This window comes from Cryobacterium glucosi (genome assembly GCF_004402235.1).
In the GTDB taxonomy this organism is placed as follows: Bacteria; Actinomycetota; Actinomycetes; order Actinomycetales; family Microbacteriaceae; genus Cryobacterium; species Cryobacterium glucosi.
The window spans coordinates 25,624-50,188 of record NZ_SOFS01000025.1; the positions used below are offsets into that span (position 1 = coordinate 25,624).

The 24,565-nt window shown below is 67.1% G+C and carries 19 protein-coding genes; 5 read left to right on the forward strand and 14 right to left on the reverse strand.

The features are described from left to right. Window positions 1-4: 4 nt before the first annotated feature. Window positions 5-2,155 (forward strand): hypothetical protein, encoded by a 2,151-nt coding sequence (locus E3O46_RS12375; RefSeq protein ID WP_134449033.1) that lies wholly within the window; start codon window positions 5-7, stop codon window positions 2,153-2,155. A 45-nt stretch (window positions 2,156-2,200) separates the two neighbouring features. On the opposite strand, the gene E3O46_RS12380 is transcribed toward E3O46_RS12375, so the two are convergent. From E3O46_RS12380 to E3O46_RS12390, 3 genes are read right to left on the reverse strand one after another with little or no spacing between them, the layout of a single operon-like run. Then, on the reverse strand, window positions 2,201-2,521 hold the full coding sequence (locus E3O46_RS12380; protein ID WP_134449034.1) for a metal-sensitive transcriptional regulator: 321 nt from the start codon (window positions 2,519-2,521) through the stop codon (window positions 2,201-2,203). A gap of 1 nt (window position 2,522) precedes the next feature. Then, window positions 2,523-2,825 (reverse strand): rhodanese-like domain-containing protein, encoded by a 303-nt coding sequence (locus E3O46_RS12385; RefSeq protein WP_134449035.1) that lies wholly within the window; start codon window positions 2,823-2,825, stop codon window positions 2,523-2,525. Continuing rightward, window positions 2,822-4,591: an FAD-dependent oxidoreductase gene (locus E3O46_RS12390; protein ID WP_134449036.1), complete on the reverse strand. Its 1,770-nt coding sequence runs from the start codon at window positions 4,589-4,591 to the stop codon at window positions 2,822-2,824. The genes E3O46_RS12385 and E3O46_RS12390 overlap by 4 nt, the downstream gene beginning before the upstream one ends. A gap of 92 nt (window positions 4,592-4,683) precedes the next feature. Between E3O46_RS12390 and E3O46_RS12395 the strand changes: the two genes are divergently transcribed. Continuing rightward, window positions 4,684-5,988 (forward strand): O-antigen ligase family protein, encoded by a 1,305-nt coding sequence (locus E3O46_RS12395; RefSeq protein ID WP_166787367.1) that lies wholly within the window; start codon window positions 4,684-4,686, stop codon window positions 5,986-5,988. 68 nt (window positions 5,989-6,056) lie between these two features. Further along, window positions 6,057-7,373: an O-antigen ligase family protein gene (locus E3O46_RS12400; RefSeq protein WP_134449038.1), complete on the forward strand. Its 1,317-nt coding sequence runs from the start codon at window positions 6,057-6,059 to the stop codon at window positions 7,371-7,373. Between the two features lie 8 nt (window positions 7,374-7,381). Here E3O46_RS12400 and E3O46_RS12405 read toward each other — a convergent pair whose 3' ends face one another. After that, a complete protein-coding gene (locus tag E3O46_RS12405) occupies window positions 7,382-8,560 on the reverse strand; it encodes a glycosyltransferase family 2 protein (RefSeq protein WP_241985000.1) in 1,179 nt (392 codons plus the stop codon). A 39-nt stretch (window positions 8,561-8,599) separates the two neighbouring features. Beyond that, window positions 8,600-9,862, reverse strand: coding sequence for a lipopolysaccharide biosynthesis protein (locus tag E3O46_RS12410; protein WP_134449040.1), 1,263 nt, complete (start codon window positions 9,860-9,862; stop codon window positions 8,600-8,602). Between the two features lie 67 nt (window positions 9,863-9,929). Between E3O46_RS12410 and E3O46_RS12415 the strand changes: the two genes are divergently transcribed. Beyond that, entirely contained in the window at window positions 9,930-10,841 is a 912-nt protein-coding gene (locus E3O46_RS12415; RefSeq protein WP_134449041.1) for a glycosyltransferase family 2 protein, read from the forward strand. A 28-nt stretch (window positions 10,842-10,869) separates the two neighbouring features. Here the strand turns inward: E3O46_RS12415 and E3O46_RS12420 are convergent, their stop codons facing one another. The 8 genes from E3O46_RS12420 to E3O46_RS12455 all read right to left on the reverse strand — a co-directional run bounded on the left by E3O46_RS12420 (window position 10,870) and on the right by E3O46_RS12455 (window position 20,284). After that, entirely contained in the window at window positions 10,870-12,900 is a 2,031-nt protein-coding gene (locus E3O46_RS12420) for a DUF7657 domain-containing protein (RefSeq protein WP_134561791.1), read from the reverse strand. A 110-nt stretch (window positions 12,901-13,010) separates the two neighbouring features. Next, the gene (locus tag E3O46_RS12425; protein WP_134449043.1) at window positions 13,011-14,021 is read right to left on the reverse strand and encodes a glycosyltransferase family 2 protein; all 1,011 of its coding nucleotides are present in this window, start codon (window positions 14,019-14,021) and stop codon (window positions 13,011-13,013) included. A gap of 30 nt (window positions 14,022-14,051) precedes the next feature. Further along, window positions 14,052-15,908, reverse strand: a complete 1,857-nt coding sequence (locus E3O46_RS12430; protein ID WP_134449044.1) for a glycosyltransferase — start codon at window positions 15,906-15,908, stop codon at window positions 14,052-14,054. Further along, the gene (locus tag E3O46_RS12435) at window positions 15,905-16,813 is read right to left on the reverse strand and encodes a glycosyltransferase family protein (protein ID WP_134449045.1); all 909 of its coding nucleotides are present in this window, start codon (window positions 16,811-16,813) and stop codon (window positions 15,905-15,907) included. Before E3O46_RS12435 ends, E3O46_RS12430 begins: the two co-directional genes overlap by 4 nt. Continuing rightward, on the reverse strand, window positions 16,806-17,858 hold the full coding sequence (locus tag E3O46_RS12440) for an NAD-dependent epimerase/dehydratase family protein (RefSeq protein WP_134449046.1): 1,053 nt from the start codon (window positions 17,856-17,858) through the stop codon (window positions 16,806-16,808). Before E3O46_RS12440 ends, E3O46_RS12435 begins: the two co-directional genes overlap by 8 nt. Window positions 17,859-17,956: 98 nt before the next feature. After that, on the reverse strand, window positions 17,957-18,334 hold the full coding sequence (locus E3O46_RS12445; RefSeq protein WP_134449047.1) for a DUF2304 domain-containing protein: 378 nt from the start codon (window positions 18,332-18,334) through the stop codon (window positions 17,957-17,959). Further along, entirely contained in the window at window positions 18,331-19,035 is a 705-nt protein-coding gene (locus E3O46_RS12450; RefSeq protein ID WP_166787368.1) for a glycosyltransferase family 2 protein, read from the reverse strand. The genes E3O46_RS12445 and E3O46_RS12450 overlap by 4 nt, the downstream gene beginning before the upstream one ends. Window positions 19,036-19,078: 43 nt before the next feature. Further along, the gene (locus E3O46_RS12455; RefSeq protein WP_134561792.1) at window positions 19,079-20,284 is read right to left on the reverse strand and encodes a glycosyltransferase family 4 protein; all 1,206 of its coding nucleotides are present in this window, start codon (window positions 20,282-20,284) and stop codon (window positions 19,079-19,081) included. Window positions 20,285-20,483: 199 nt separating this feature from the next. Between E3O46_RS12455 and E3O46_RS12460 the strand changes: the two genes are divergently transcribed. Then, window positions 20,484-21,914 carry a DUF2142 domain-containing protein gene (locus tag E3O46_RS12460; protein ID WP_241985004.1) on the forward strand — a complete coding sequence of 477 codons (1,431 nt, stop codon included), beginning with the start codon at window positions 20,484-20,486 and terminating at the stop codon, window positions 21,912-21,914. A 49-nt stretch (window positions 21,915-21,963) separates the two neighbouring features. On the opposite strand, the gene E3O46_RS12465 is transcribed toward E3O46_RS12460, so the two are convergent. Further along, complete coding sequence (locus E3O46_RS12465; protein WP_134449051.1) at window positions 21,964-24,453, reverse strand: glycosyltransferase; 2,490 nt, start codon at window positions 24,451-24,453, stop codon at window positions 21,964-21,966. Window positions 24,454-24,565: the final 112 nt, after the last annotated feature.

A 24,565-nucleotide genomic window follows, 5' to 3' on the forward strand; every position in this document is an offset into this window, starting at 1 on the left:
ACGCATGACGCACAATGCCGTTGGTTTCCGTTTCACCCCGCGCCGATCGGCGCTGGGCTCCGTCGCCCTCGCGAGCGCGGTCTCGCTGCTGCTGTGGGGAGCCGGTGCGGGAGCCGCGGCCGCACAGCCCGGCCGGGCGGCCGCATCCGTCGCCGGCGGCACCGCAACCGCGGTCGGCAGCACCACCACGCCACCGGCCCCCGCCGCAGGCCAGCCGCTCACCAACCTCGCTCACCTGGACTTCCTGCTCGACGCGGTTCCGCTCACGCAGACCGCGGAGCACACGACCTACCGCCTCGCCGAGCAGCCGACCGCGCAGGCGCCATGGACCTACGCCAACCGCAACGCGGACGGGAGCTACACCCGCATCGGCGGCGGCTCCCTCGACGCAGGCACCGGCCACTGGAGCCAGGGCGCATACAACGCCGACGACATCGCCCGCACCGCGGTCGTCTACCTGCGGCACTGGAAGCTCACCGGCGACGCCTCGAGCCGCGACCACGCGGTGCAGACCCTGCGCGCCCTGACCTACCTCCAGACCGCGTCCGGCCCGAACGCCGGCAACGTCGTACTCTGGCAGCAAGCCGACGGCACGCTGACCCCGAGCGCGACGCCCAAGGAACTGCCGGACCCGAGCGACTCCGCGGAGTCGTACTGGGTCGCCCGCACCCTCTGGGCCCTCGGCGAGGGCTACGCGGCCTTCTCAGGTACCGGCGCCGGCGGAGACCCCGCCTTCGCCGCGTTCCTCCAGGACCGGCTGCACCTCAGCCTCGACGCGCTCAACCGGCAGTCCCTCGCCCGGTACGGCACCTTCGACGTCGCCGACGGCGTGAAGGTCCCGGCCTGGCTCATCGCCGGCGGGGCGGATGCCTCGGCAGAGGCCGCCATCGGCCTCGCCGCCTTCAGCGCGGCCGACCCCGGCGACAGCGTTGTGCGCACCGCGCTGACCCGGCTGACCGAGGGCGTCGCCGCGATGTCCTCCGGTTCGCTCACCCAGTGGCCGTTCGGCGCGATCCTGCCGTGGAACAAGTCGCAGTCGCTCTGGCATGCCTGGGGCGGCCTGGCCCCTGCCGCCGTCGCGACGGCCGGGACCGTGCTCGGCCGACCCGACCTGCTGAAAGCCGCCGTCGCCGACTCCGCCCAGTTCACCCCGCAGCTTCTCGCCGCGGGCGGCGCGGACAACGCGTGGAGCCCGACCCCCGGCGAGGCGCAGATCGCCTACGGCGTCGACTCCCGGGTCGAAGGCCTCGTCGCGACCGCGAAGGCCGCGAACGCGCCCGGCCTGCTCGACGTCGCCGCGATCTACGCCGGCTGGTTCTTCGGCGCCAACCGCAGCGGCCTCCCGGCATACAACCCGGCGACAGGCACCGCGATCGACGGCATCGAGCGCGACGGCCGGGTCAACCCGAACTCGGGCGCCGAATCCACGATCCACACCCTGCTGACCATGCTCACCCTCGACGCGAACCCCGAGCTCAGGGCCAAGGCGCTCGGAATCGAGAAGACCGTCGCAACCGCAGGACTCAGCGTCGTCGAAGCCGAGTCCGGCACGATCACCGGCGGCTCGGTCGTCACCCCCGCATCGGCGTGGACCGGCGAGGCCAACCTCTCCGGCGGCGCATACGTGAGCCTGACGAAGGGCGGGTCGCTCAGCGTCCCCGTCCCGGCGAACGACCAGGCCCGCAACGTCTACCCGATCGTGAACCAGACCGAAGCCCGCTCAGGGAACACGAGCTGGGCATCCGCCCGGGCAGCGCTCGGCAGCACGGCGAACGGTGGCGCGGGGGCGCAGGGAATCACGGATGCCCCCGGCCGCCTGCTGCCGCTCTCACTGTCCCGCACGCTGCCGGCCGGCTCGACCGCTGTGACCGGCACGTCGAGCGGGGCGGCGGCGATCGACGCGTTGCTGCTGCAGCCGCTCGTGTCCACGGTCACGGTGACCGGACCGGCCGGCGATTCGACGCTGTACGTGAGCGCCGCGCGGGAGTCCAGCGTGCGGCCCGTGCTCGTGCCGCGCGGGTTCCGGCTGGAGCAGGCCGCTTACGATGCCGCTGGCCGGCCCGTCGCCCACGCGGATGAGCGGGGGAACCCGGCTCGCGCATCCGTCACGGTCGCCCCCGGCGGCTTCACGGTCACGCACCTGACCCGGCGCTGATGCCCCGCCCGCCCCTGACCCGTGGTCAGGGGCGGGCGCGCGGGGTCAGGCGAGGGTGAGGAAGAGTTTCTCAAGCTCGTCGACCGTGAGCGCGTTCGGGGTGTCCGGGTTGTCGATGCAGTCGCGCATCGCGGTGGACACGATCACGAAGCCCGCCTTGTCGAGGGCGCTCGACACCGCGGCAAGCTGGGTCACGACGTCCTTGCAGCTACCGCCGGATTCGACCGCGGCGATCACCGCGCCGAGCTGGCCCTGGGCCCGGCGCAACCGGTTCAGGATCTTCTTCTGGTTCGCGGCGTGCGCGGCCCCCTGCACAGCGGTGGGCTGAACGGCGGCATCCGCTACGGCGACAGTTTCAGTAGTCATCTCAGGCCTTTCCGGAAACGGGCAGCCCGGCGCGCTGCCACGCGTCCATGCCGCCGACGACGTTGATCGCGTCGATGCCCTGCGCCGCGAGGAAGCCGGTCGCCTGGGCGCTGCGCCCGCCGAGGTGGCACACCACGTAGACGGGGCCCGTGCGCGGCACCTCGTCTACGCGCTGCACGAGCTCGCCGAGCGGGATCAACCGCACTCCCTCGGCGTGGACAGTGTCGTATTCGGACTGTTCGCGCACGTCGACGATGGCGGGGTGGTCGAGCGCGGCGAGTTCCGCGACAGTGATTTCCTTCATGCGACGATCCTTTCGGTAGAGAGAGTGGGAACTACGGGGGAAACAGGAGGAGCAGGAGCGACCGCGGCGCGGGGCGACGCGGCGAGCGCCGCGGCCCCCGCCGCCCAGGTTTTGTAGCCTCCATCGAGGTTACGCACCTCACGGCCGAGCTGGCTGAGCAGCCGCGCGGCGGTGTGCCCGCGCTGCCCGACCTGGCAGTGCACCACGAGCGGCCCGGCCGGCAGGTCGCCGAACCGGTCGCGGAGCTCGTCGAGCGGCACATTGATCGCCCCCGGGATACTCTTGGCCGCGAACTCGCCCGCCGTGCGCACATCGACCAACGCCTCGCCCGCGGCGAGCGCCGCGGCCAGTTCGTGCCACTGCAGGCTGCGGGTGGTGCCGGCCGCGAGGTTGTCCGCAACGTAGCCGAGCTGGTTGATCGGGTCCTTCGCCGAGCCGTACTGCGGCGCATAGGCGAGCTCCAGCCGACTGAGAGCGGATGCCGTCAGCCCGCCGGCCATCGCCGTCGCGATCACGTCGATCCGCTTGTCGACCCCGTGACCGCCCACGATCTGGGCGCCGAGGATCGCGTCCGTCGCGGCATCAACCAGGAGCTTGACCGACATCTGCTCGGCCCCCGGGTAGTAACCGGCGTGGTCGCTCGGGTGGGTGTGCACGACCCGGTGCCCCCGGCCGGAGGCCAGCAGGCGCCGTTCACTCCAGCCGACCATGGCGACGGTCGTGCCGAAGACGCCGACGATCGCGACGCCGAAGGCCGGCTCCGCGGCGACGGCGACCCCGGAAGCGCCGGCTGCGCTGTCGGCAATGCTGTCCGCGGCGGCGCGGCCGTGCCGGTTGGCGAGCCCGGCCATCGCGATCCGGGTCGGCCCGCCGCTGATCGCATCGATCTTCTCGGCGCCGTCGCCGACGGCATAGATGAGCGGGTCGCTCGTCCGCTGGGTGTCGTCCACCCAGATCGCACCGCTCTCGCCGATCCGCAGGCCGGCCGCAGCGGCGAGCGAGGTGTCCGGGAGCACTCCGGTCGCCTCGATGATCAGGTCGGCCGCGACATCCGTTCCGTCGCTGAACAGCACGCGCCCGGCGGATGCGCCCCGCACCGAGGTGTCCACCCGCACGTCCACGCCGTGCGCTTTCAGCACCGCGGCAACCGGGGCCGCCATCTCAGGGTCGAGCGGCCCGAGCACCTGGCCGGCGAATTCGACGGCCGTGACCTGCACGCCGCGCAGGACGAGGTTCTCGACAGCTTCGAGGCCGATGAAGCCGGCGCCGATCACGACGGCGGCGACCGTGGCGGCGGGGCCAGTTTCGGCGGAGCCCGGCCCGGACGCGCGCGTGAGGAGCGCGGTGATCTGGTCGACGTCGTCGACCGTGCGCAGGGTGTGCACCGGCAGGTCCGACCCGGCAGGGAGCACGCTGCGGGTCGTCGCCCCGGCCGCGAGCACCAGACGGTCATAGCCTTCGGTCGTGACGGTCCCCGTCACCGTGTCCCGAACGCTGACCGTCCGGGCCGCACGGTCGATGCCGGTGACCTCGTGGTCGATGCGCACGTCGAGGCGGAAACGACTCGCGAGTGACTCGGGCGTCTGCAGGAGCAGCGCCGACCGGTCTTCGATGAGGCCGCCCACGTAGTAGGGCAGCCCGCAGTTCGCGAAGGACACGTAGTGCCCGCGCTCGAATACGATGATTTCTGCCGCTTCGTCGAGCCGGCGCATCCGCGTCGCAGCGGACATGCCGCCCGCCACTCCGCCCACAATAAGAATCTTCATGGCTGAACTATACCCCCATGGGTATAAAAATGTCTGGGTGGCTGTGTGCTCGACAGCAGCCGGGCGGAAACCCCGGCAGTACTCTAGGACTCATGCCCGCCGTACAGAGCCGTTTCGTCGTCCGGTCCTTTGCGACGCTCGTGTTCTTCACGGCCCTCGCCGGTCAATTCTGGCGCAACCTGCTCGGCTGGTGGGGCTTCGGCGCCATCGCGGTCGTGGTTCTCGTCGGCAGCGTGGTGTTGCTCGTGCGCCTGAAGCCGGACTGGGTCTGGTCGAAGTTCCCGCGCTCGATCGGCGTCTTCCTCGTGATCCCGACGCTGTCCATCGCCTGGTCCTTCTACCCGGGCGCCTCGGCCATCGGCGTCGCCGTGCTCTGGGCCACGACGATCGCCGCGCTCTTCCTCGCCCTCGTGCTCAGCTGGGCCGAACTGCTCCGCACCCTGGCCGCGGCGCTCCGCTGGGTGATCGCCCTGTCGCTGCTCTTCGAAGTGATCGTCGGCGCCTTCGTGCGGCAGCGGGTGCTCCCGCTCTGGGTGTCCTACCCCGGCGAGAAGATCCCGGACGCGTTCTACTGGTCCCGCGGCCTGCTCTTCCACGGCGGCCCGATCGAGGGCATCGTCGCCAACCGCAACCTGCTCGGTTTCGTCGCTCTCCTCGCGGTCATCGTCTTCGCGGTACAGCTCGCCGCCCGCACAGTCCGGCGCGGCTGGGGCATCGCCTGGCTCGCCGCCGCCGCGGTCGTGCTGGTGCTGACCCGCTCTGCGACCGTGACCCTCGCCGCCGGCTCCGTCGCGATCGTGCTGATCTTCGCCCTCTGGACCCGCCGCCGCGGCCCGCAGCGCCGCCGTCCCGTCTATGTCGCCGCCACAGGCCTCATCGTCGCCGGCGGGGTCGCGGTGGCAACCCTGTCGCCGTGGCTGCTCAGCCTCTTCGGTAAAAGCGAGGACCTCACCGGCCGCCTCGACATCTGGGCGAGCGTCACCGGCCTCGCCGTGCAGCGGCCGGCATTCGGCTGGGGCTGGGTCAGTTACTGGGTGCCGTGGGCCGAACCCTTCGCGGGCCTCGCGAACCGCAAGGGCGTCGTCTACCTGCAGGCGCACAACGCCTGGCTCGACGTCTGGTTCCAGGTCGGGGTGATCGGCCTCATCGCCTTCGTCGCGATCGTCGCCGGCGCACTCTGGCGGTCCTGGTTCCTCGCGGTCGACCGGCCGCGCACGACCGTCTCCGACACCGCCCCGTACACCGTCTCCGCCCTGCTCCCGCTGCTCCTGATGGCCGCGCTCATCGCCCAGAGTGTCGCAGAGAGCCGGCTGCTCATCGAATACGGCTGGGTTCTCCTCGTGCTCGTCAGCGTCACCACCAAGAGACAGCAGGCCTTGAACCGGCCGATGCCCTAGGCATCCGTGTGACTGCGAAACACGCCAGACCGGGCGGGGCGGATGCCGGCGGGTAGCCTAGGAAGCCCATGAACTCCCGCGCGCACTCCCCCGAACTACCGAGGGCACTCATGCGGCTCTTCCGGGGCCCGCACTTCGCCACGGCGCTGACCCAGGCGACGATCGCGACAGCGTTCGGCTCGGTCTTCCTGCGCGGGCTGGTCGGCTGGCCCGGCCTGATCGGCGTGCTCGGCGGACTCGTCGTGCTCGCCGCGTTCTCCCTCGTCGCCCGCAGGAAACAGATCGAATGGCACGGGCTGCTGCCGATCTCGATCCTGGTATTCCTCGGCTGGTGCGCACTGTCCTTGCTCTGGACCGGGTACCCGTTCGCGACGGCGATCGGGCTCATCTACCAGCTCGCCTTCGCCTTCCTCGCGCTCTACATCGTGCTCGCGCGCACCATGATCCAGATCGTGCGGGCGACAGGGGACGTGCTCCGGGTGCTGCTCGCGACCTCCGTCGCACTCGAGATCGTCGCCGGACTGCTGCTCGACGCGCCGATCCGGTTCCTCGACATCCAGGGGCATCTTGACGAGCTCGGTCCGATCCAGGGCATCTTCGGCTCCCGCAACGCGCTCGGGTTCGCTGCCCTCATCGCGGGTGTCACCTTCGTCATCGAGCTGCGGACCCGGTCGGTGCGGCGCGGGGTGGCGATCGTCTCGCTGATCGGGGCAACCGCCTGCCTCCTGCTCACCGGGTCTCCGGTCATCTTCATCGTCGCGGTCTTCGTCGGTCTCGCCGGTCTCGCCCTGACCTGGCTGCGCAACACCCCCCAGCCGCGCCGTCGGCTGCTGCAGTTCGCCCTCCTCGGCGTGACCGTCGTCGCCGGGGTCGTCGCGTTCCTCACCCGCGGGGCCATTGTCGAAGCGCTCAACGCCCGCAGCGAATTCGGCGTGCGCGCGACCCTGTGGCGGGAGATGTGGCGCCTCGTGGGGCTGCACCCGCTCGAGGGCTGGGGCTGGTCGGGCCTGTGGCCGGGGACCGCGACCCCGTACGGGTGGCTCGATTTCAGCATCCGCCGACACTACGAGACCGGACTGAACGCGTTCCTCGATGTGTACTTCCAGCTCGGCCTGATCGGCTTCCTGAGCTTCCTGGTCCTCGTCGTGCTCGCCTTCTGGCGGTCCTGGGTGCTCGCCTCCAACAAGCGCACCCTCATCTACGCGTGGGCGCCGCTCATCCTCGTGGTGCTGATCGTCACGAGCCTCGCGGAGAGCACTGTTCTCGTGGAGGCCGGCTGGCTGCTGCTCCTGATCTGCGCCCTCACGGCCGCGCAGGGCAAGAGCTGGCGCAGCGGGCTGCAGCCCAGGCCCCGCCCGCCCGAGACCGACGACGGGGCCGAGTAGAGCTGTCGCTAGCGCGGGCGACGGATGTCGATGGACAGGATCCCGAGGAACATCCCCGACATCGCGGTCTGGAACCCGAGCATCATGAACAGGGCGGCGGGAACCGCGAGCCGCATCGTGTCGACGGGGTCCTGGGCGCCGAATCCGGAGGCGGCCCAGACGCTCAGCTGGAGGATGGCAACGGCGAAGCCGATCACGAAGAGGATCAGGCCGACGATCACGCCGCTTTCGAGGCTCGCCCGCTGGGCGAACCGTTCGAAGGCCCGGCTGCGCGGCAGGTGGAAACCCTCGTGTTGCGCGTAGAGCTTCGTCAGCAGCGCAAAGAGCATCGCCTGGTAGCCCACGACGGCGAGCGCTGCGAGATAGACCTGGCTGGACACGTCGAGGCCCACGGTGCCGATCTGCACCGGTCCGAAGGTGAGCAGGATGGAGCCGAGGATTCCGAGGGCGAACGCGACGGAACCGGGGATCAGGAACAGCCAGCGCGGGTTGAAAAGGAGCAGGAACCGGAGGTGGCGCCAGCCGTCGTGCCAGCTGCGGAGGTGCGGCGGACGGCTGCGGCCGTCCTTCTTGAGCGTCGTGGGTACTTCGCTCACCCGGAGGCCGTCGAGGGTCGACTTGACGACGATCTCGCTGGCGAATTCCATGCCGGTCGTGATCAGGCCGAGGTCGAGGATCGACTGCCGGTTGAAGCCGCGCAGGCCGCAGTGGAAGTCGCGGATCTCCGAGCGGAACAGCATCCGCCCGATGGTCGAGAGCACGGGATTGCCGAGATATTTGTGCAGGGGCGGCATGGCGCCGGGCTCGATGCCGCCGCGGAACCGATTGCCCATCACGAGTTCGTCGCCGGCCCTGAGCCGTTCGACGAACTGGTCGAGGGAGCTGAAGTCGTAGCTGTCGTCGGCGTCACCCATGATCACATAGGTGCCTTTGGCGGCTTCGATGCCGCCCATCAGGGCGTTGCCGTAGCCCTTGGCCGCGACGTCGACGACGCGGGCGCCGTGCTCGATCGCGATCTGCTGGGATCCGTCGGTGCTGCCGTTGTCGGCGATGACGACTTCGCCGCGGACTCCCGACCGCGCCAGGTAGCCCTGGGCTTTGTCGATGCAGATCGCCAGCGTCTCGGCCTCATTCAGGCACGGCATGACGATGGACAGTTCGAGCTCGGCGACAGACGTGTCGGACATCATTTCCTTCGGGACGGCGGTTACAGCTAATCCTTCACCCTAGACGAGTGGAACACGGATGCCGCGCGGGGCATCCGCCTGCACGCGCCCGAACGATGCGGCGATGACCCACACTGCGGTCACGGTATACCCGGAGATGACTCCGGCCACGGCCGCCCACGACCCGGTCAGGACCGGCGTGCCCGCGACCATAACGATCAGGCCAACGACCAGGCCGACGACCGAGGCGGCCGTCGCAACCCGGGTGCGCCCCGTCGTCAGCAGGTATGCCGTGGCGACCAGGGAGATCGAGAAGGCGAAGACGCCGATCAGGAGGAAGGCCATGATCGGTGCGGCTTCCCGGTAGGTCGCGTGGAAGACGACGTCGACGACGATCGGGCTGGCGAGGGCGACAGCTCCGAAGACGGCGCCGAGGCCGAGGAACATCACTCCGAACACCATCAGGTACCGACGCCGCGAGGCGACCCGATCGGCCGCCACCCACTCGGTGAAGCGCGGGATGAGCACCTGGGTGATGGCCTGGCTGAGCATCGACGCGGGGGTGGCGAGCGACATCGCCGCGGCGAACAACCCGGCCGTGAGCGGTGGCTCGACGATGAATACAAACACCATCGCGAACTGGATCAGCCCGTTCGAGGCGAGCAATCCGAGGGAATTCCAGGAGATGAACTTCAGGATGCGCGCCGGCTCCAGCCCGCTCTCCTGCCGGAGCTCGTCGTGGCCGAGGTGTGCGCCACGGAGCGAGTGCAGCGCGAAGACGGCGTAGCCGATCGCGATCGGCCAGAGGAGCGCCCCGGGAAGGCGTGTCACCAGGACGATCGTGAGGAGCCCGATCGTCGTCGCCGAGGAGATCACGTCCCAGATTGCCGCAGACGTGATCCGGCCGAGGCCGACCTCGATCCCCCGCGCGAGGACATAGCCGGACCACGTCACGATCAGCACCCCGATCGCGATGGTGTCGCCGATGTCCGCCCCGAGCGCGATCATGGCGACAGGAAGCCCGATCAACAGCATTCCGGCGCAGGAGATCCAGAACGAGCGCTGGATCAGGCGGAGGGCGGGAACAGGAGAATGGCCGAGTGCACGCTCGTGCGCGAGGAAGTGCGCTGCCGCGTTTCCCGCCCCGGTCGGCCAGAGCAGCGAGAGGATCAGGGCCAGGGCGATCCAGGCCGAAACGTGAGCCAGATCCTCCGGCCCCATCACGCGGCCGATCAGCACCGTGTAGGCAAAACGGGCCAGTCCCTGAGCGAGGACACCACCGGTGGAGATGGCTGCCTGGGACATGAGCGAAGATGGTTTCACCTGTGAATGCTACTCGGCGAACACGGAAGCAGCGGTTCCGAAACCGGATGCCGCGAGGGAGAACCGCGTGACACTCGACATCATGATGCCGTTCTACGGCCGCGTCGACCATTTCCGCATCGCCGTGGAGAGCGTCCTCGCGCAGACGGATCCCGACTGGCGTCTCGTCGTCATCGACGACTGCTATCCCGACGTCACGGCCGGCGAGTGGCTCGTCGGCCTCGCAGATCCGCGGATCGTCTACCGGCGCAACCCGGTGAACGCGGGCATCAACGTGAACTTCCAGGCCTCGATCGACCTGGCCGTGAACGAGTGGCTGACCATCTTCGGCTGCGACGACGTGATGCTGCCCGGCTATGTCGCCCGGGTCAAGGCGCTCGGCCAGGCGCATCCGACCGCGGACTTCATCCACCCGGGCACCCGGGTCATCGACGGCGACGGCCGGGTCTACCGGCCGCTCGTCGACCGGATGAAGGCGCTCTACCGCCCGCACGTGCGCGGCACCATCGAGCTGGGCGGCGAGAAGCTCGCCGTGAGCGTGACGAGGGGCAACTGGATGAACTTCCCCGCGATCGCCTGGCGCCGCTCGGCCGTTGCCGCGGTGGGGTTCCGGCCGAACCTCTCGGTCATCCAGGACCTCGGCCTCGCCCTCGACGTGGCGTTCCAGGGCGGCAGCCTGCTGCTCGACGACGAGGTCGTCTTCGAGTATCGCCGCCATGCCTCGAGCGTCTCGTCGTGGCGGGCGGCGGAGGGCAGCAGGTTCGTCGAGGAGCAGCGCTTCTTCCGGGCACTCGCGGCCGAGTTCGAGGAGCACGGCTGGCCTCGGGCGGCCCGCACGGCCCGCTGGCACATCTCCTCGCGGATCAATGCCCTCACGCGCCTGCCCGAGGCCGTCTCCGCTCGTCAGACGGCCGGCATCCGCATTCTGGCCAGGCACGCCCTCGGCCTGAGCCTCGCAGAGCCGGCCGAACGCCGGTAGGTGCCGGCGAGAGCCGGGCGGCGTGTTTCTAGCGCGGGACGACCTGGTAGATCTCCAGGGTCGCCTTCGGCAGCTCGAAAGCCTGCACGGGCTTCAGGCAGGTCGAGTCAAGACGGTGATCGTCTGCGAGCACGTAGCCCACGTTCGCCTGTGCGAACGCGGAGCAGGCGTCGAAGGTGACCCGGATCTGGTCCTCAGCGGGATTGGAGACCACGGGCTCCCCGGGGCTCGCGACCCAGCTCACGCCGGCGAGTCGGTTCCACTGGAAGGCGTACTGGTTCGCCGGGTCGATGACGCCCCACATTGCGCGGGAGGGTGCACCCTGGAAGCCGTTCTCCGCACGCACGCCGGACTCCAGCAGCACCGCAGTCGTGAGTCCGCCGCCGATACCGACCCAGGTCTTCGGCGCCGAAGCGTCGAGGGCGACGACGGCCCTGGACACCGCCGTCTCGCGCAGATCGAGCACCCCGCTGTAGATCGGGTTGGTCAGGCCAGAGCCGGCGATCGTCACGATCAGGAACGCGGTCGCGGCGAGCCTCGGCTGACGGCGCGCGGCGAAGTAGATGGCCGCCGCTGAGAGCAGCGCCCAGAGCCACCAGAGCTGCACGGCCTCGAGCATTCCGGGGAGGTGCCGGATGGCCACGTATCCGATCGCGGCCTGGGAGAGCGCGAAGAGGCCGGCCGAGATCGCGGCGATCCAGAAGCCTGCGCGCACCCGGTGTTCGTCGAGGTAGCGCAGCACGTAGGCGAGCAGGCCGAGGGACGCAAGCCCCATGCCCAGCCGCACGCGGTTCTGGCTGGTCTTGTCGAGCAGCAGGAGCCGTGCGATCGCATCCCATCCGGGCACGTACAGGTAGGCGAGCAGCAGCAGGATCACGGCGGTGAGCCCGATGAGCGTCCAGGGCAGCATCCGCTTCGCCCTGGCCTGCCTGAACACGATCCAACCGACGACGGGCAGCAGGTAGATGCCGATGTAGAAGAAGGTCGACGCTTCAGAGCCGTTCGCTCCGAGCAGGCCTGGGCGCTGCGCATTGAGAGTCTGCGTGAACGAGGATCCGATCGCCGAGGCGAAACTCAGCAGGCTGCCGCCACCGGTCGGTGTCACCCGGTTGCCCGGGTACGTGGTGCCGAGGAACGCCTCGACGGTCGTGAGTTTGGTCGCGAGCCAGAGAACCGTCACGGCGGATGCCGCAACGCCGGCCACGAGCACCGGTCCGACCCGCGAGAGCACTGCCCGCAGCCCAGGGTTCTCCCGGCGACGCTCGATCACGAGGCCGACCGCGAAGAACAACACGACAAGTACCGCCGGAACGATGAAGGGCACGTAGATGCCCGTCGCCATGACCACCGTGAGGTAGCCCACGAGGGCCGCCCAGCCCCATCGGGACCGCAGGGAGCTGCTCGAGAACGCGTGGATCAACGCCGTCATGGCGGTGAGTGCCCACACGACCGGCCACAGCGTCGTGGATAGGTACCACCACTGGAAGAGCGGGCTGTAGAGGAATCCGACTGCGATCATCGCGGAGACGCCGGGCCGCCTGGGCAGCAACGTGACGAGGAACATGTACGCGGAGGCCGCCAGTGCGAGCCCGGGGAGCCACCATTTGAAGGCGATCGCGTGGTCGACGTCCATGACCATGAATCCCCAGAGGTGCGGCCGGAAGGCCACCGTCCAGTCGACCCGGGGCAGGTCCTGCGGCAACGTCGCATCCATCCCGCCGGGGAACGTCTCGTTCACGAGCGGAAGCCCCTGCTGCACCTGGGCGATCGCCCACACCGTCTGCACGTTCCATTCATCGGACCTGGTGAGCTGTGGCGTGCCCGCGATCAGGCTCGAGTCACTGCCGTAGGCGATCTGGCTGTGGAAGACGCCTGAGGACGACCCGTTGATTCCGAGTGCGACGAGCACGCTGCCCAGGATCAGGAGCAGCGCGGGGAAGGCGAGGAGGACCCGCGTGCGCGGCAGGCCGTCCGTGCCCGGTTCGGTGAACCGCCGATAACTGTCGCGCCAGGCGTGCAGCCGCGATCGCCCGACAACGGGCGTCAGATCCTGTGGCACGGCGAGTTCCTCCATCACTTGCGCGGAATACGTCCGCATCGGGGCCACGGGCACCCCGGCGCCGACCCTCACCCAGAGTAGACGATTGGTGCCAGGGCCATCGAAAGGGCCTAGACGGGCTGCACAAGGTCGCGCAGCACATCCTGGGCGCCACGCCCGAACCGGGCGTAGCGTCCGGTACGCCACTCACGAACAACGGGGAGGATGCGCGCCGCGTACGCTGCGGGCAACGAACTGCGCATCAGCTCATGATCGAGCTTGTCGTTAATGAGTGCGAGCTCGGTCGGTCCAGGTTGTGGGGCGAGTTCAGGTGCGCGTTGGGCGAGAACCTCAGCCCTCTCCAGCAGGCGCTGGTTTCGTTCACTGCGGGATGCCTGCAGGCGCCCGAGTCGACCCGCGGCATCCAAGGTCGTCACTCCGATCTGATTGCCACCGTGCTGCCGGTAGTCGACGAGTTGCTCGTCGAGGAGATCCATGCTCCCGGTCGCCGCAGCCACGATCGCCAGCCATTCGTCGTGTACCCACGCGCCCGGAAACGGGCGGGCGCGTTCGAGGAGCTCCCGCCGCAGCATCGTGGTGGCCCCCGTGACGATGTTGCGTCGGAGGAGGAGTTCGAAGGCCCGGCCCTGATGTTCCAGGGTCCGTTCCGCGTCGGTCACACCGAGGGTCTGCAGGAGGGTGATGCCGAGCGGATGCCCGTCGCCGTCCACGAGCCGGGCGTCGGTGTGCACGAGCAGTAGTTCGGGGCGCCGACCGAATTCTGTCTTCATCCGTTCCAGTCGGTTCGGCTTCCAGACATCGTCCTGGTCGCTCAGCGCAAGGAGGTCGCCGGTGCATGCGCCCAGAGCCTGCTCGAAGTTCACTGCCACGCCCAGTGGTTCGGGGTTCCGGATGATGACGAGCTCGATGCCGAGCCCCGCGTTCGTCCTGCGCCACTCGCGAACGACACGATCGATCACATCCAGGGTCGCGTCGTTTGACCCATCATCCGAAACAACGATCTGGTCGGGCCGGAGCGTCTGGCCCAGGATGCTGGCGAGTTGCTCACCGACGTATGCGGCCCCGTTGTACGTGCACAAAGCAACCGAAACGTGTGAGGGTGGTGTGGATTCGCCAGTCATCGTGCCCTCTCCCCGCAGACCCCGCCGGTCCTATTGGACGCGACGCGCCCGTCTCATCCAGGACGTCGTTCGCCAGGACCGCGATGCCTCGAGCTTCTGGATCGTCGATGCCAGCTCGTCCGTGGAGTAGGTGACGCAGTCGCTCATGCGGAGGGCCGGTCCGCCGCCGAAGAGCTGCGACAGGGCACGCATGGGCGCCTGGATGCGCCACGATCGCGATTCGAGGATGGTCGCGATCCGCCGCAGCAGCCCGATCCGAAGGTGCGTGTTGGTCTGGAATGCCGAATTGTGGTCCTCATCGCCGCCATTCCCCGCCCGTCCTGTCACGAGGTCCCGTACCGCGCGGGCCTCCCCGATCGGCAGAAGTATGGGTAAGGCATCGAGCTTCCGGTCGATGGCGAGATGGTTGAGTCGCCACTCGCGGGATTCATGTTCCGTTCTCGAGGACTCTTCGGTCTCCCACCAGTGATAGATCGCGGTGATCTTCTTGGAGTCCTCCACGCCGACGATCGCCGCACTGCGCAGGATCAGGTCCCAGTCCTCGGTGGTCGTCATGGTCTCGTCGAAGGTCATTCCGAGGTCGTCGAAAATCCCTCGCGGGAAAGCGATCGACATAAGCGGCGTGCTGTTGCTCACGAGGTGCGATGTGAACGAAAAACTCGGGGCGTATGGGAACTTGGGGCTGCCGATCGCCCGGATCCCCGGAACCTGACGCACCGTGACCCGATCGACCGATTGCATGGTCGCGACCGCGCGCAGGAGCGCACCGGGCTTCCTTCTCTCGCTGGTCAGGAAGGCCTCGACCCAGTGGGCGAAGACATTGTCGTCGTCATCCAGCACGACAACATAGCGACCGCGGGCAGACTTCATTCCGACGTTCAGCGGGGTCGCACGCCCGCCGTGGTCGACCTTGACGTACCGGATCCGTTCTCGGAGCCACCGCGGATTGTCCTCGATGGCTTGTTCCACCTGGATTTGTTCAGCGGTGAGCACTTTGTGCCCGAGGACGAGGACCTCGAAGTCGTCAGACGTCTGGCCCGCGAGACAGTTGAACACTTCCCGCAGCTCTGCAATGCGCCGGCCCTGTGTTCGCGTGAGAATCGTCAGGAACGGGCGGTCGTCCTGGACGTCGGTGCTGTCGACAAGATGAGACGCCTGCGCGGGACCCGCAACGCAGGACCACACGAATTGGTTCACGCGGCCATTGGACTCGGCGGATTCACGGACGTAGCGGAGGAAGGAGTTGAGAGTCGTTCCGTCCTGCAACGCAGGATGGGTGGACGGGAAATGCTGGTCACTCTGCGACAGCTCGACGTTCTGCATCCCGACCCTGTGCAGTCCGGCAGCGCCCAACTTCGCCACGAGGGACTTTTCGCTGAAGAATTCGATGTGCGTCGCGTCGAGGAGACCGGACGCAGTGTAGTCCCACTCGCCGAGCAGAAGCTTGTGGGTCACGTCCTGGTGCGTGACGTTGGGCACGCTGACGACGACGTGCGCGTCGTTGCTGCGGCAGAGCTGGGCGATGACGTCGAGAAGGCCGCTCGCGGTGCCGATGTGCTCGAGCCCGTCCAGGATGGAGATGGAACGCACCCTGCGACCGGCCAGGATCTTCTCGATGAACGAGAACGTGTCCGGCAGTGTCAGGTCGTGAGCGTGCATCTCGAGGCCACGGGCGCGTGCCGAGCGGAGACCCTCGGAATCGAGGTCAACCCCCACGTACTGCCTGCCCAGTTCCGATTGGACGACCTCGCCGATGACGCCGAATCCGGCCGCGAGGTCGAGGTGGACACCGTCCCCGTCGGAAATCCGGTACTCCTTGAGGAGTGCGATCGTGTGCCCATAGACGTTGTCCACCGCATAGGCGTTGTCATACGGGTTGCCGCTCATAGAAGGTACCTGTGCTTCGCGTATTCGTTCGTCGGAGTGAACACTCCGACGACATGGTCGGAATCCACCTGGGGGGCGAGTAAACCGGCAAGACGCCGCCGCTCATACTCGGCGACCGCGCGAAGCAGTGTCTCGTCCTTGGAAGAGCGGAAGTAGCCGGCTATCTTCTCGACGAGGTCATCGCGAGACCACTTGTGCGCCAGGAGGAGCCCTGCCTCAGCCGAGTAATACTGCTCGGCCGAGGTGGGCTGCCACTGTCCGTCGTCGCCGAGGCGCTTGTCATGGAACACCGTCGCGGCGGGCTGGAAGACGACCAGCCGGCCGGCTAGACGAACACGCCACGAGAAGTCCACATCATCGCAGTACATGAAGAAGGTGTCGCTGTCGAAGCCGCCGAGTTCGACGAAGAGATCGCGCGGGATCAGCGCGCAGGCCGTGGTAGCCCACATCGTCTCCCCGGTCACCGGGTCGTAGTCCTTGGGGTGTTCGATGGGGAGCTGTTTCGCCTCGGCCATGCCCACGAGCGGGTCGTCCAGGGAACGGATCAGGAACCCGAGGGCACGGGGGGCGAGCACGACATCCGGGTTCATGATGAGGACGAGGTCCGTGTCCAGATGCTCGGCAATGAGATTGTGCCCGAGAGCGGAACCGGTATTCCTGCCGAACCATTCGTAGCGGATTCGGAGGGAGGGAAACCTCTCGGCCCAGGCCTCAAGGACGTCGGTGTCGAGCAGGGGACGCGGGGACGCATCCCCGTAGGCCACCTGCATAGGCCAGACGGCTCCCTCGGGGACGGCCAGTTCAGCGCAGCGGTTGAGACTTTCGAGTGCCCGTTCGATGGCGCCGACGTCGTTGTTGTAGAGGACGCACTGAACGGTGACGGACTGTTCAGCGTACTCAGGCACGGATGTCTTCCAGCCAGGAGATGAGTTCGGTCAGCCCTTCATCAAGGGAGACTCGCGGCGACCAGCCGAGGTCCGCAGTCGCAGCGGAATTGTCCGCAAACGCGGCGCGGACATCGCCCGGACGGTACTGGCCGGTGACCGTGGGGGCCGGCGCGGAATACCTGTCCGCGATCATCGTGGCGACCTGGCCGATCGTCGCCGGGACTCCGGATCCGATGTCCCAGAGTCCGCTGCGTCCGTGAACGATCGCCAGGCGGATGCTTTCAACGACGTCGCTGACGTGAACGAAGTCACGCAGGATCTCGCCGTCCTCGTAGACCGGAATGCTCTCACCGCTTCTGGCGACGCCGCAGAACAGCGGGAGAATTCCCGTGTACGAATTCGTCGGCGACTGGCCCGCACCGTAGACGTTCTGAAGCCGGACGATTCCGAGAGCAACATCGCGCGGGGTGCACCATGCCCTGAGCAGGAGCTCCTGCGCGACCTTGGTGGCACCGTAGATACTGACCGGGCGTGTCTGCGTGAAGCGCGCGTCCATGGCAACAGGTTCGGAGCCCGCCGCAGCCCAGATTCCCTGGGTGAGGTCTGCTGTGGTCCGCGGTTCCGCGGGCACGACGATGCCGTCGGCGTTGCGGAGGGATCCTTCCCCGTACACGGCACGGCTGCTGGCGAGCACGATCTCCTCGGGCAGCGCTCCGGACGCACCGAGGGCGTCCAGCATGCGGGTCGTCCCGACCACGTTGGTCATGCTGTGGAGCGTGGCTTCGTCATAGGACTGGGCTGTGCCCGTCTCGGCGGCCAGATGCACGACGACGCGAGGGTGGGTACGGTCGAGGACGCGGTTCCACGTCTCGACCTCGGTCACATCGCCTTCGATGACAACCGCGGCGGGATGGAGGTCCTCGGAGTGCCGGCGGCCGTTGTGCACCTGCGGACTGAAGTTGTCCACGATGACGACCTCGTCAAAATGGTTGATGAGCGAATGTGAGAGTCGCGAGCCGATGAAGCCCGCTCCTCCCGTAATCAGTACAGTGCCAGCCGACATGGTGTGACCGTCCTCCCCCTGCCCCGTTTGGACAACTCGACCAGTCTAGACGCCCCGTGGAAAGCCCCGTAGTCGCGGCGGAGCACCACTTTGGGTCGTCAGCGGGGTGGAGGCTGCCGTTCGGGCACCTCTCCTTCGACGTCGCGCAGCCGCAGTTCGAGCAGGGCGATGGATTCCGCGAGACTTCTCGCCCGCCCCTCCATGCGGGTCAGCTCGGAACTGTGCTGAAGGCAGACGAGGAAGAGGATCGCGATGCTCACGAAGAAAACGAGGTTCGTCGGAACCTGAATACCGAGGAGCTGCGCGGTCCACTCGAGCGTGACCGGGAAGATGCTGGCCAGGAGCGCGGCAATGCCGGCGACCATCCACCAGACGGCATGCCTCTCGCGCAGGCGTCCTCGGCGGAGCAGTTCGACGACGATGACCAGTGTCAGGAGCGCGGCGGCTATCCCGAGCACATAGCTCGTCAGGGTCATGCTGTGCCGCCCTCGGCGCGTCGGCCCAGTGGGGGTCTCAGGAGGGCGAACAACAGTGCGATCATCGCCCTGCCGAGATAGACCGCCGACTTGCCGGCGCCATGCGAGGGCGTTCCGCCGGATCGCACGCGCATGGATGCGGGAACCTGCATGACACGACACCCTCCACGAACGGCAATGACGAGAGACTCGACCGTGTCGCCGAGGTACTCGGCCGGATAGTGCTTCGAAAAGAGCATGACCGCTCGGGGGCCACTGGCTCTCAGGCCGGACGTGGTGTCGGTGAGCCTGGTCCCGGATATTCTGCTCAAGAGTGACGAGAGAACGATCATCGCCCACCGTCTGGGACCGGACGCCACATACTCTCCTGCCCCGGCGAATCGGGCGCCGATGACCAGATCCGCGTCTGCGAGACCGGCGAGCATCGCCGGTACGGTGCCCGGATCGTGCTGGCCATCGGAATCGATTTGGACGACGTTCGAGTAGCCATGTTCGAGGGCGTAGCGAAATCCCAGTCGCATCGCCCCACCCACGCCCAGGTTGATCGGCAGAACGGCCACCAGCGCTCCCGCCGCACGCGCCGCAACGGCCGTGTTGTCTGACGAGCCATCGTCAACCACGAGGCACCCGGCACCGGGCAGCTGGTCGAGTACTTCACGGACGACGGCGCCCACCGATTCTTCCTCGTTGAATGCAGGCATCACGATGAGGGTTTTCTCCAAAGCCGTTTGCACGTGCTCTATCTTATTCTCGGCCCGTCACGTCTTCCGGGCGCGTGGGGGCGCCCGGAGTCTGCATTGTGTCCCCGCCATGCAGGCGCGAGACGATCGCGAGATATTCCCGAGCCCGGCTCGCCCATGCCCAGTGGGCCTCCAGAACGGGCCTGGGCATGGCGGGCAATGGGCGTCGCAAGGCATCCCGAACGCCGTCAATGAGTGGTTGCAGTGAGAGCTCGCGGACTTCACGCACGGGACCTCCATCCGCACGAATAGGCGCAACCGACGGAACCGGAAACGAAACGATCTGGGCACCGGATGCTGCGGCCTCGAGCAGCGTGATCTGGAATCCCTCCGCCAGCCGGCTGGGGTTGACGAGCACCGAACCGTGCAGGACTGACCTGATGACCGCGGTATCCGCGTGGCCGTAGAGATGGATACTACCGTCAATCCCGCGAGACCGAATCCGCGTCCGGAGATTCTCACGGTCCGGCCCGTCACCGAGCATATGGACCTGAAGCCCGTCGAACTCGGGTTCCGTCAGAAGCGTCGCTGCAACGTCGACGAATTCCTCCCATCCCTTTCCCCCCACCAGCCGGCCGATGAACGCTATTCCAGTCGGCGGGGCATCATCGGCAAACGCGGGCCAGTCCTCCATCCGGAGGGCGTTGGGGAAGATTACAGACTCCCGGCGAGCGAGCGCGGAAACGAACTCGGCAACCGGTGCCGACACGGCGAGCACTGCAGCCGCACGCCGCAGGACGGTCCGGCCGACGCTGAGGTCGACCAGACGTGAGGCAAGTTGGATGACGCGGGAAGGGGTTCGGACGAACCCGGCTCCGTGCTCCGTGTGGATCACGGGAATGCCCGCGAGCCGCGCGGCCCGGAGCCCGACGTAGGACATCGGGAAGAAGCGCGTGTGGGTGGACACTACAGTCGCACCGGTCGTTGAAAGCAGGATACTGAGCCGACGAGCCGTTCCCCACGCCGGAAACGATATGACGGATGCGACCGGGACATGCCTGCGCAACCGGACAACACGAATTCCGTCCTCGTCGACGTCGGAGGGGGTGACGTCCAGTGTCACCACCGTCACCCGTGCGCCCGCAGCGCGCACGGCGTTGGCCAGCTGGAAGACGTGGCTCTCGAGTCCGCCCAGGCGTGGGGGATAACTGTTGACGATGATCGCCACGTGAACGGCACCAGAGTCACCCGGTTCGATCTCTATCGCCACGGTGCTCCCCCGGATATCCGTTTTCGCTCTGAGTCTATTCCCCCTGCGGTTCGCGTCGACGGGGACGGTCGCGGGGCATCCGCTCGGGGCGGCATCCGCGGTCCGGTGTTCCGGACGACCGCGAACGGGCGGCAGGTAAGCTCACCACGTGACACTCACTGTGATTTCTCCTGCGCAGGCGCGGATGTTGACGGCGGTGATGGTTCCCCTCCTCGCTCTCGTGGCTCTCCTGAGCTGGGCGACAGCCTCGCCTGTCGGCGCGAGCCCCGATGACGACTTTCACCTCGCGAGCATCTGGTGCGGGGACGGACTGCGTGCGGGCCTCTGTGAGACGGGGCCGTCGGAGGCAGAGCGAGTTGTGCCTGAATCGGTGACGACCTCCGCGTGTTACGCGTTCAAACCCACGGAGACCGCGTCCTGCCAGGGCGGAGACATCGCATCCAGCGTCACGACGATGATCGCGACTGGTCGCGGCAACTGGACCGGCGCATACCCCCCACTGTTCTATTCCGTCATGGGGATGTTTGCCGGGCCGAACATCACGATCTCAGTCCTCCTGATGCGAGCGTTCAACGCCCTCCTGTTCGTCGCGTTCACGACGGCGTTGTTCTGGCTGTTGCCACCCGCCAGACGACCGCTGTTACCCATCGCCCTGGTCGTCTCGGTCGTTCCACTGGGTATGTTCCTGATCCCGTCGACCAATCCCGGCAGTTGGGCGATTCTTTCGGCCGGCACCCTCTGGATCTCCCTTCTGGGATACTTTGAGACGCACGGTCGGCGCCGTCTGGGACTCGGCCTGCTAGCCGCAGCAGCCACGGTCATCGGATCTGCGGCGCGAGCCGATGCCGCCCTCTACGCAGTCCTTGCCATCGGGATTGTCGTCCTGATCGCCGCCCGGCGAACCCGGCGTTTTCTGGTGTCATTGTCCCTGCCTGTCGCCCTGGCGCTGACGGCTGCGTTCTTCTACTTCTCGTCGGGCCAGTCTTCGTTTGCCGAATCCGGGCTTGCCTCGAACGCAAGCGGAAGCGATTGGCAGCAGCTTCTGTTCGTGAACGTCCTCGATGTTCCCCAACTCTGGGCAGGTGTCCTGGGCTTCTGGGGACTCGGCTGGCTGGACACCACTCTGCCAGGTGTGGTCTGGGTCCTGGCTGTGTCCGTCTTCAGCGCGACAGTGTTCACCGGCCTGCAGTCGACGTCGTGGCGAAAGGGTCTGGCGACCTCGGCCGTATTCGGCATGATGTGGGCCATTCCGACCTATGTGCTCGTGCGTTCCCGGGCGTTCGTGGGTGAACAGGTCCAGCCCCGGTACATCCTGCCGCTCATGATCCTGCTGGCGGGGATCACTTTTCTCCAGCCCGCCGGGCGCGCGTTCGCGCTCGGACGGGTTCAAGCAGTTCTTATCGTCGTCGGTCTTGGTGTCGCCAATTCCGTGGCATTGCACGTCAACCTGCGGCGTTATGTCACAGGGACAGATGCCATCGGTTGGAATCTCAACGCCGGCCTCGAATGGTGGTGGGGGGTCGGCCCGGCCCCGATGGCCGTCTGGATCGTCGGGACCGCGGCGTTCGCGGGTGTTGCAGCCGGTCTGCTGGCGCTGACTCAATCCCGTACGTCGGCCCCGTCGAGGTAGAGCCCACCGCCCGCGCGTACCACCGGCCGATGACAGACGGGTCGGCCTCCTAGCGCATGTAGCTGATCCGGCTCCGGACCTTCTTGGCCACTGCTCTGACGCCTCCGGCGCGCCAGTAGTGCACAAAGAGGCCGGCGTCATGGCGAAGGCCGTGCTTCTTGCGGCGCACTTCGGGACGTCGATGCGACTTCCTGGCCTCCCCGGGAGTCACAACGCCGCTGGCCAGGAGATCGGGCGAATGACGGGGATCGGCGACGAAATCCACGAGTGGGGCGAGAACCGTCTTCCATTCGTAGTCAGCGCGCACCCGCTGAATGTTCGCCCGTGCTTCCTGGGCGAACTCATCGTCGAACAAGACTCTCTCCAGGGCGGCCGCGAGTGCACCGATGTCATTGGGCGGTACGACAATACCGAGGCCTTCACTCTGGACGAGGGCCGCGAAGTGATCACCCTCTGTGACGACCATGGGGAGTCCGGCCCACAGGTAGTCCAGGATCCGGGTACGGAACGAGAAGGTCGTCTCGACGTGGGCGAAGTGGGTGCTGACACCCGCATCGGCCTCGCCGAGGTAGTTGTGCCGTTCCGCGTAGTCCACCCACGAGGAATTGAAGAAGACGCTGCTGTCGAGCACGCCGAGTTCAGAGGCGAGCGACCGTGATTCAGCGACGATGCCCATCTCGGGCACGCCCGGGTGCGGATGCTTCGTCCCCTGGAAATAGAGCCGGACATTGTCGTGAGTCTCCGACAGCCGGGCAACGGCACGAATCAGTGTTTCCGGGTCGAACCAGTTGTAGAGGCCTCCGCTCCAGAGCAGAAGCTTGTCTGTCGCTTCGATCCCCGGCAGGACGCCCTTGAGGACCGGCCGGGTCGCAGGAGGAAAGACCCCGTCGAGGCCGAACGGCACGACTTCGATCAGACCGGTCAGATCCGGATCGGAGGCATAGTTCGCGGGGTTCAGCCGGCCAAGGGCCGCGAGCTGGCCGAGATAGAAATGCCGCTGGCGCTCAGAGGCGCACATGAAGAAGTCGCCGCGGAGGAGTTGTTCATTCAGAACATCAGTCGCATCGGAAACCTGCTTGTTCCACTGAACCGCGCCCTGCTCGCGGCCCTGCTCCAGTTGTTCAAGGTGCATCGGGTCGTAGATATCGGCCACGACGATTTTGTTGGTCTTCCTCAGCGAATCGAAGAGTGCCATCGCGAGCCCCTGGAAGACAATCACGTCCGCCCGCTGCTCCAGGCGACCCATCGTTCGGTCATCACCCGGGCGAATATGCACGATCTCGAACGGAGCATCCACGGGTTCGGCCCCGGCAAGGGTGACCAGAGTGACCTCATTGCCCCTGGCCAGGGCGGCGGCCATGTTCCAGGCTCGAATTGCGGGACCGGCCATCTTGGCGCCGATGGGATCGCCCGTGATCACGAGGACACGCGTCACGACCGGAGTGTCCGTGACCCCGAACGCGTTGACGATCTTTTCATAGCCCTTCAGATAATGCTCTGAATGGTAGGACGGGGCGTCGGTCTCACCGAAGAATCGCCAGATGGTCTTGTCGGGAACGACACGAGTCGACTGGATCAGGTCCCGAGACTCCACGAGGGATGGCAGGTTCTCGACGAATTGGTCAATGGCGTAGACACCGGCGAGGGTATCCCTGGCGACTTCCTGAACGGGTCCGTTGTCGCCACCCTTGCGAAGATCGAGTGACGTCGAATCTAATTTGCCACGAGCCACTGCCCGACGAACAGTCAGCGCCAGGGTCGCTGGAAAGATCTTCGCGAGCGCCTCGTCGCCGAGGTTCTTGTACTGGGTGAACAGTGCGTTTCGTTCGAGAAGATAGGTTTCCTTGAAGGCGCCGAACGACGTCATGGACGCGTGGTGTTTGTGGAACGCCAGCGACGCCGGCTCGTACACGAAACGCCATCCGCGGAGGTTGAGTCTCCAGCCGAAGTCGACATCCTCGAAGAACATGAAGAATCGCTCATCGAACCCGCCGAGCGCATCGTAGACACTTCGACGAACGAACATCGCCGAACCCGTCCCGAAAAGCACGTCGCGCGCGTGGTCTAGTTCGGTGGGGACCGCCTGGGCGGTCAAGGGCTTATAACCCTGCCCGAACCAGGTCATGGCCGATCCGATGTAGTCGACGAGAAGACCGTCCCAATCGAGCACTCGACTTGCGATGGCGCCGATCTCTGGATCCTGGTCGAAACGACTGATTGCGGACCTCACCCAGGCGGAGTCAGGCTTGGCATCGTTGTTCAGGAACGCCAAAAAATCTCCTGAGGATGCCTTCACGCCCAGATTGCAGCCCCCGGCGAACCCGAGGTTATCCTTTGATTCGACCAGAACGACGTGAGGTGCTGCGGCTCGGATTCGCGCGGCGCTGTCGTCACCGGAGGCATTCTCGACCACGACGATTTCGAGGAGATCTGCCGGCCAATCGATCCGGCCGAGCTGGGCGATGGCCTCTATGGTGTCATCGGTTCCCCGGAAATTAACGAGGATGACGGACACTACGCCCGCTTGCTTCTTCGGCATGAATGGCTTCCTGACTTGTGGGTGTGCGCATAAACCCTACCAAGCCCCCGCTGGCGCAACGCCGGACTCTGTCGGGTACCACGCTTTCAGCGGCAGTCGCCGCGCCTCCCGT

Excerpts from the sequence above, each read along its gene's own strand:
- E3O46_RS12465 (WP_134449051.1), bottom strand. The coding sequence starts at position 24,453 with ATGCCGAAGAAGCAAGCGGGCGTAGTGTCCGTCATCCTCGTTAATTTC.
- E3O46_RS12440 (WP_134449046.1), bottom strand. The coding sequence starts at position 17,858 with ATGTCGGCTGGCACTGTACTGATTACGGGAGGAGCGGGCTTCATCGGC.
- E3O46_RS12425 (WP_134449043.1), bottom strand. The coding sequence starts at position 14,021 with ATGACTGGCGAATCCACACCACCCTCACACGTTTCGGTTGCTTTGTGC.
- E3O46_RS12430 (WP_134449044.1), bottom strand. The coding sequence starts at position 15,908 with ATGAGCGGCAACCCGTATGACAACGCCTATGCGGTGGACAACGTCTAT.
- E3O46_RS12385 (WP_134449035.1), bottom strand. The coding sequence starts at position 2,825 with ATGAAGGAAATCACTGTCGCGGAACTCGCCGCGCTCGACCACCCCGCC.
- E3O46_RS12390 (WP_134449036.1), bottom strand. The coding sequence starts at position 4,591 with ATGAAGATTCTTATTGTGGGCGGAGTGGCGGGCGGCATGTCCGCTGCG.
- E3O46_RS12400 (WP_134449038.1), top strand. The coding sequence starts at position 6,057 with ATGAACTCCCGCGCGCACTCCCCCGAACTACCGAGGGCACTCATGCGG.
- E3O46_RS12445 (WP_134449047.1), bottom strand. The coding sequence starts at position 18,334 with ATGACCCTGACGAGCTATGTGCTCGGGATAGCCGCCGCGCTCCTGACA.
- E3O46_RS12460 (WP_241985004.1), top strand. The coding sequence starts at position 20,484 with ATGGTTCCCCTCCTCGCTCTCGTGGCTCTCCTGAGCTGGGCGACAGCC.
- E3O46_RS12405 (WP_241985000.1), bottom strand. The coding sequence starts at position 8,560 with ATGTCCGACACGTCTGTCGCCGAGCTCGAACTGTCCATCGTCATGCCG.
- E3O46_RS12380 (WP_134449034.1), bottom strand. The coding sequence starts at position 2,521 with ATGACTACTGAAACTGTCGCCGTAGCGGATGCCGCCGTTCAGCCCACC.
- E3O46_RS12450 (WP_166787368.1), bottom strand. The coding sequence starts at position 19,035 with ATGCCTGCATTCAACGAGGAAGAATCGGTGGGCGCCGTCGTCCGTGAA.
- E3O46_RS12395 (WP_166787367.1), top strand. The coding sequence starts at position 4,684 with ATGCCCGCCGTACAGAGCCGTTTCGTCGTCCGGTCCTTTGCGACGCTC.
- E3O46_RS12375 (WP_134449033.1), top strand. The coding sequence starts at position 5 with ATGACGCACAATGCCGTTGGTTTCCGTTTCACCCCGCGCCGATCGGCG.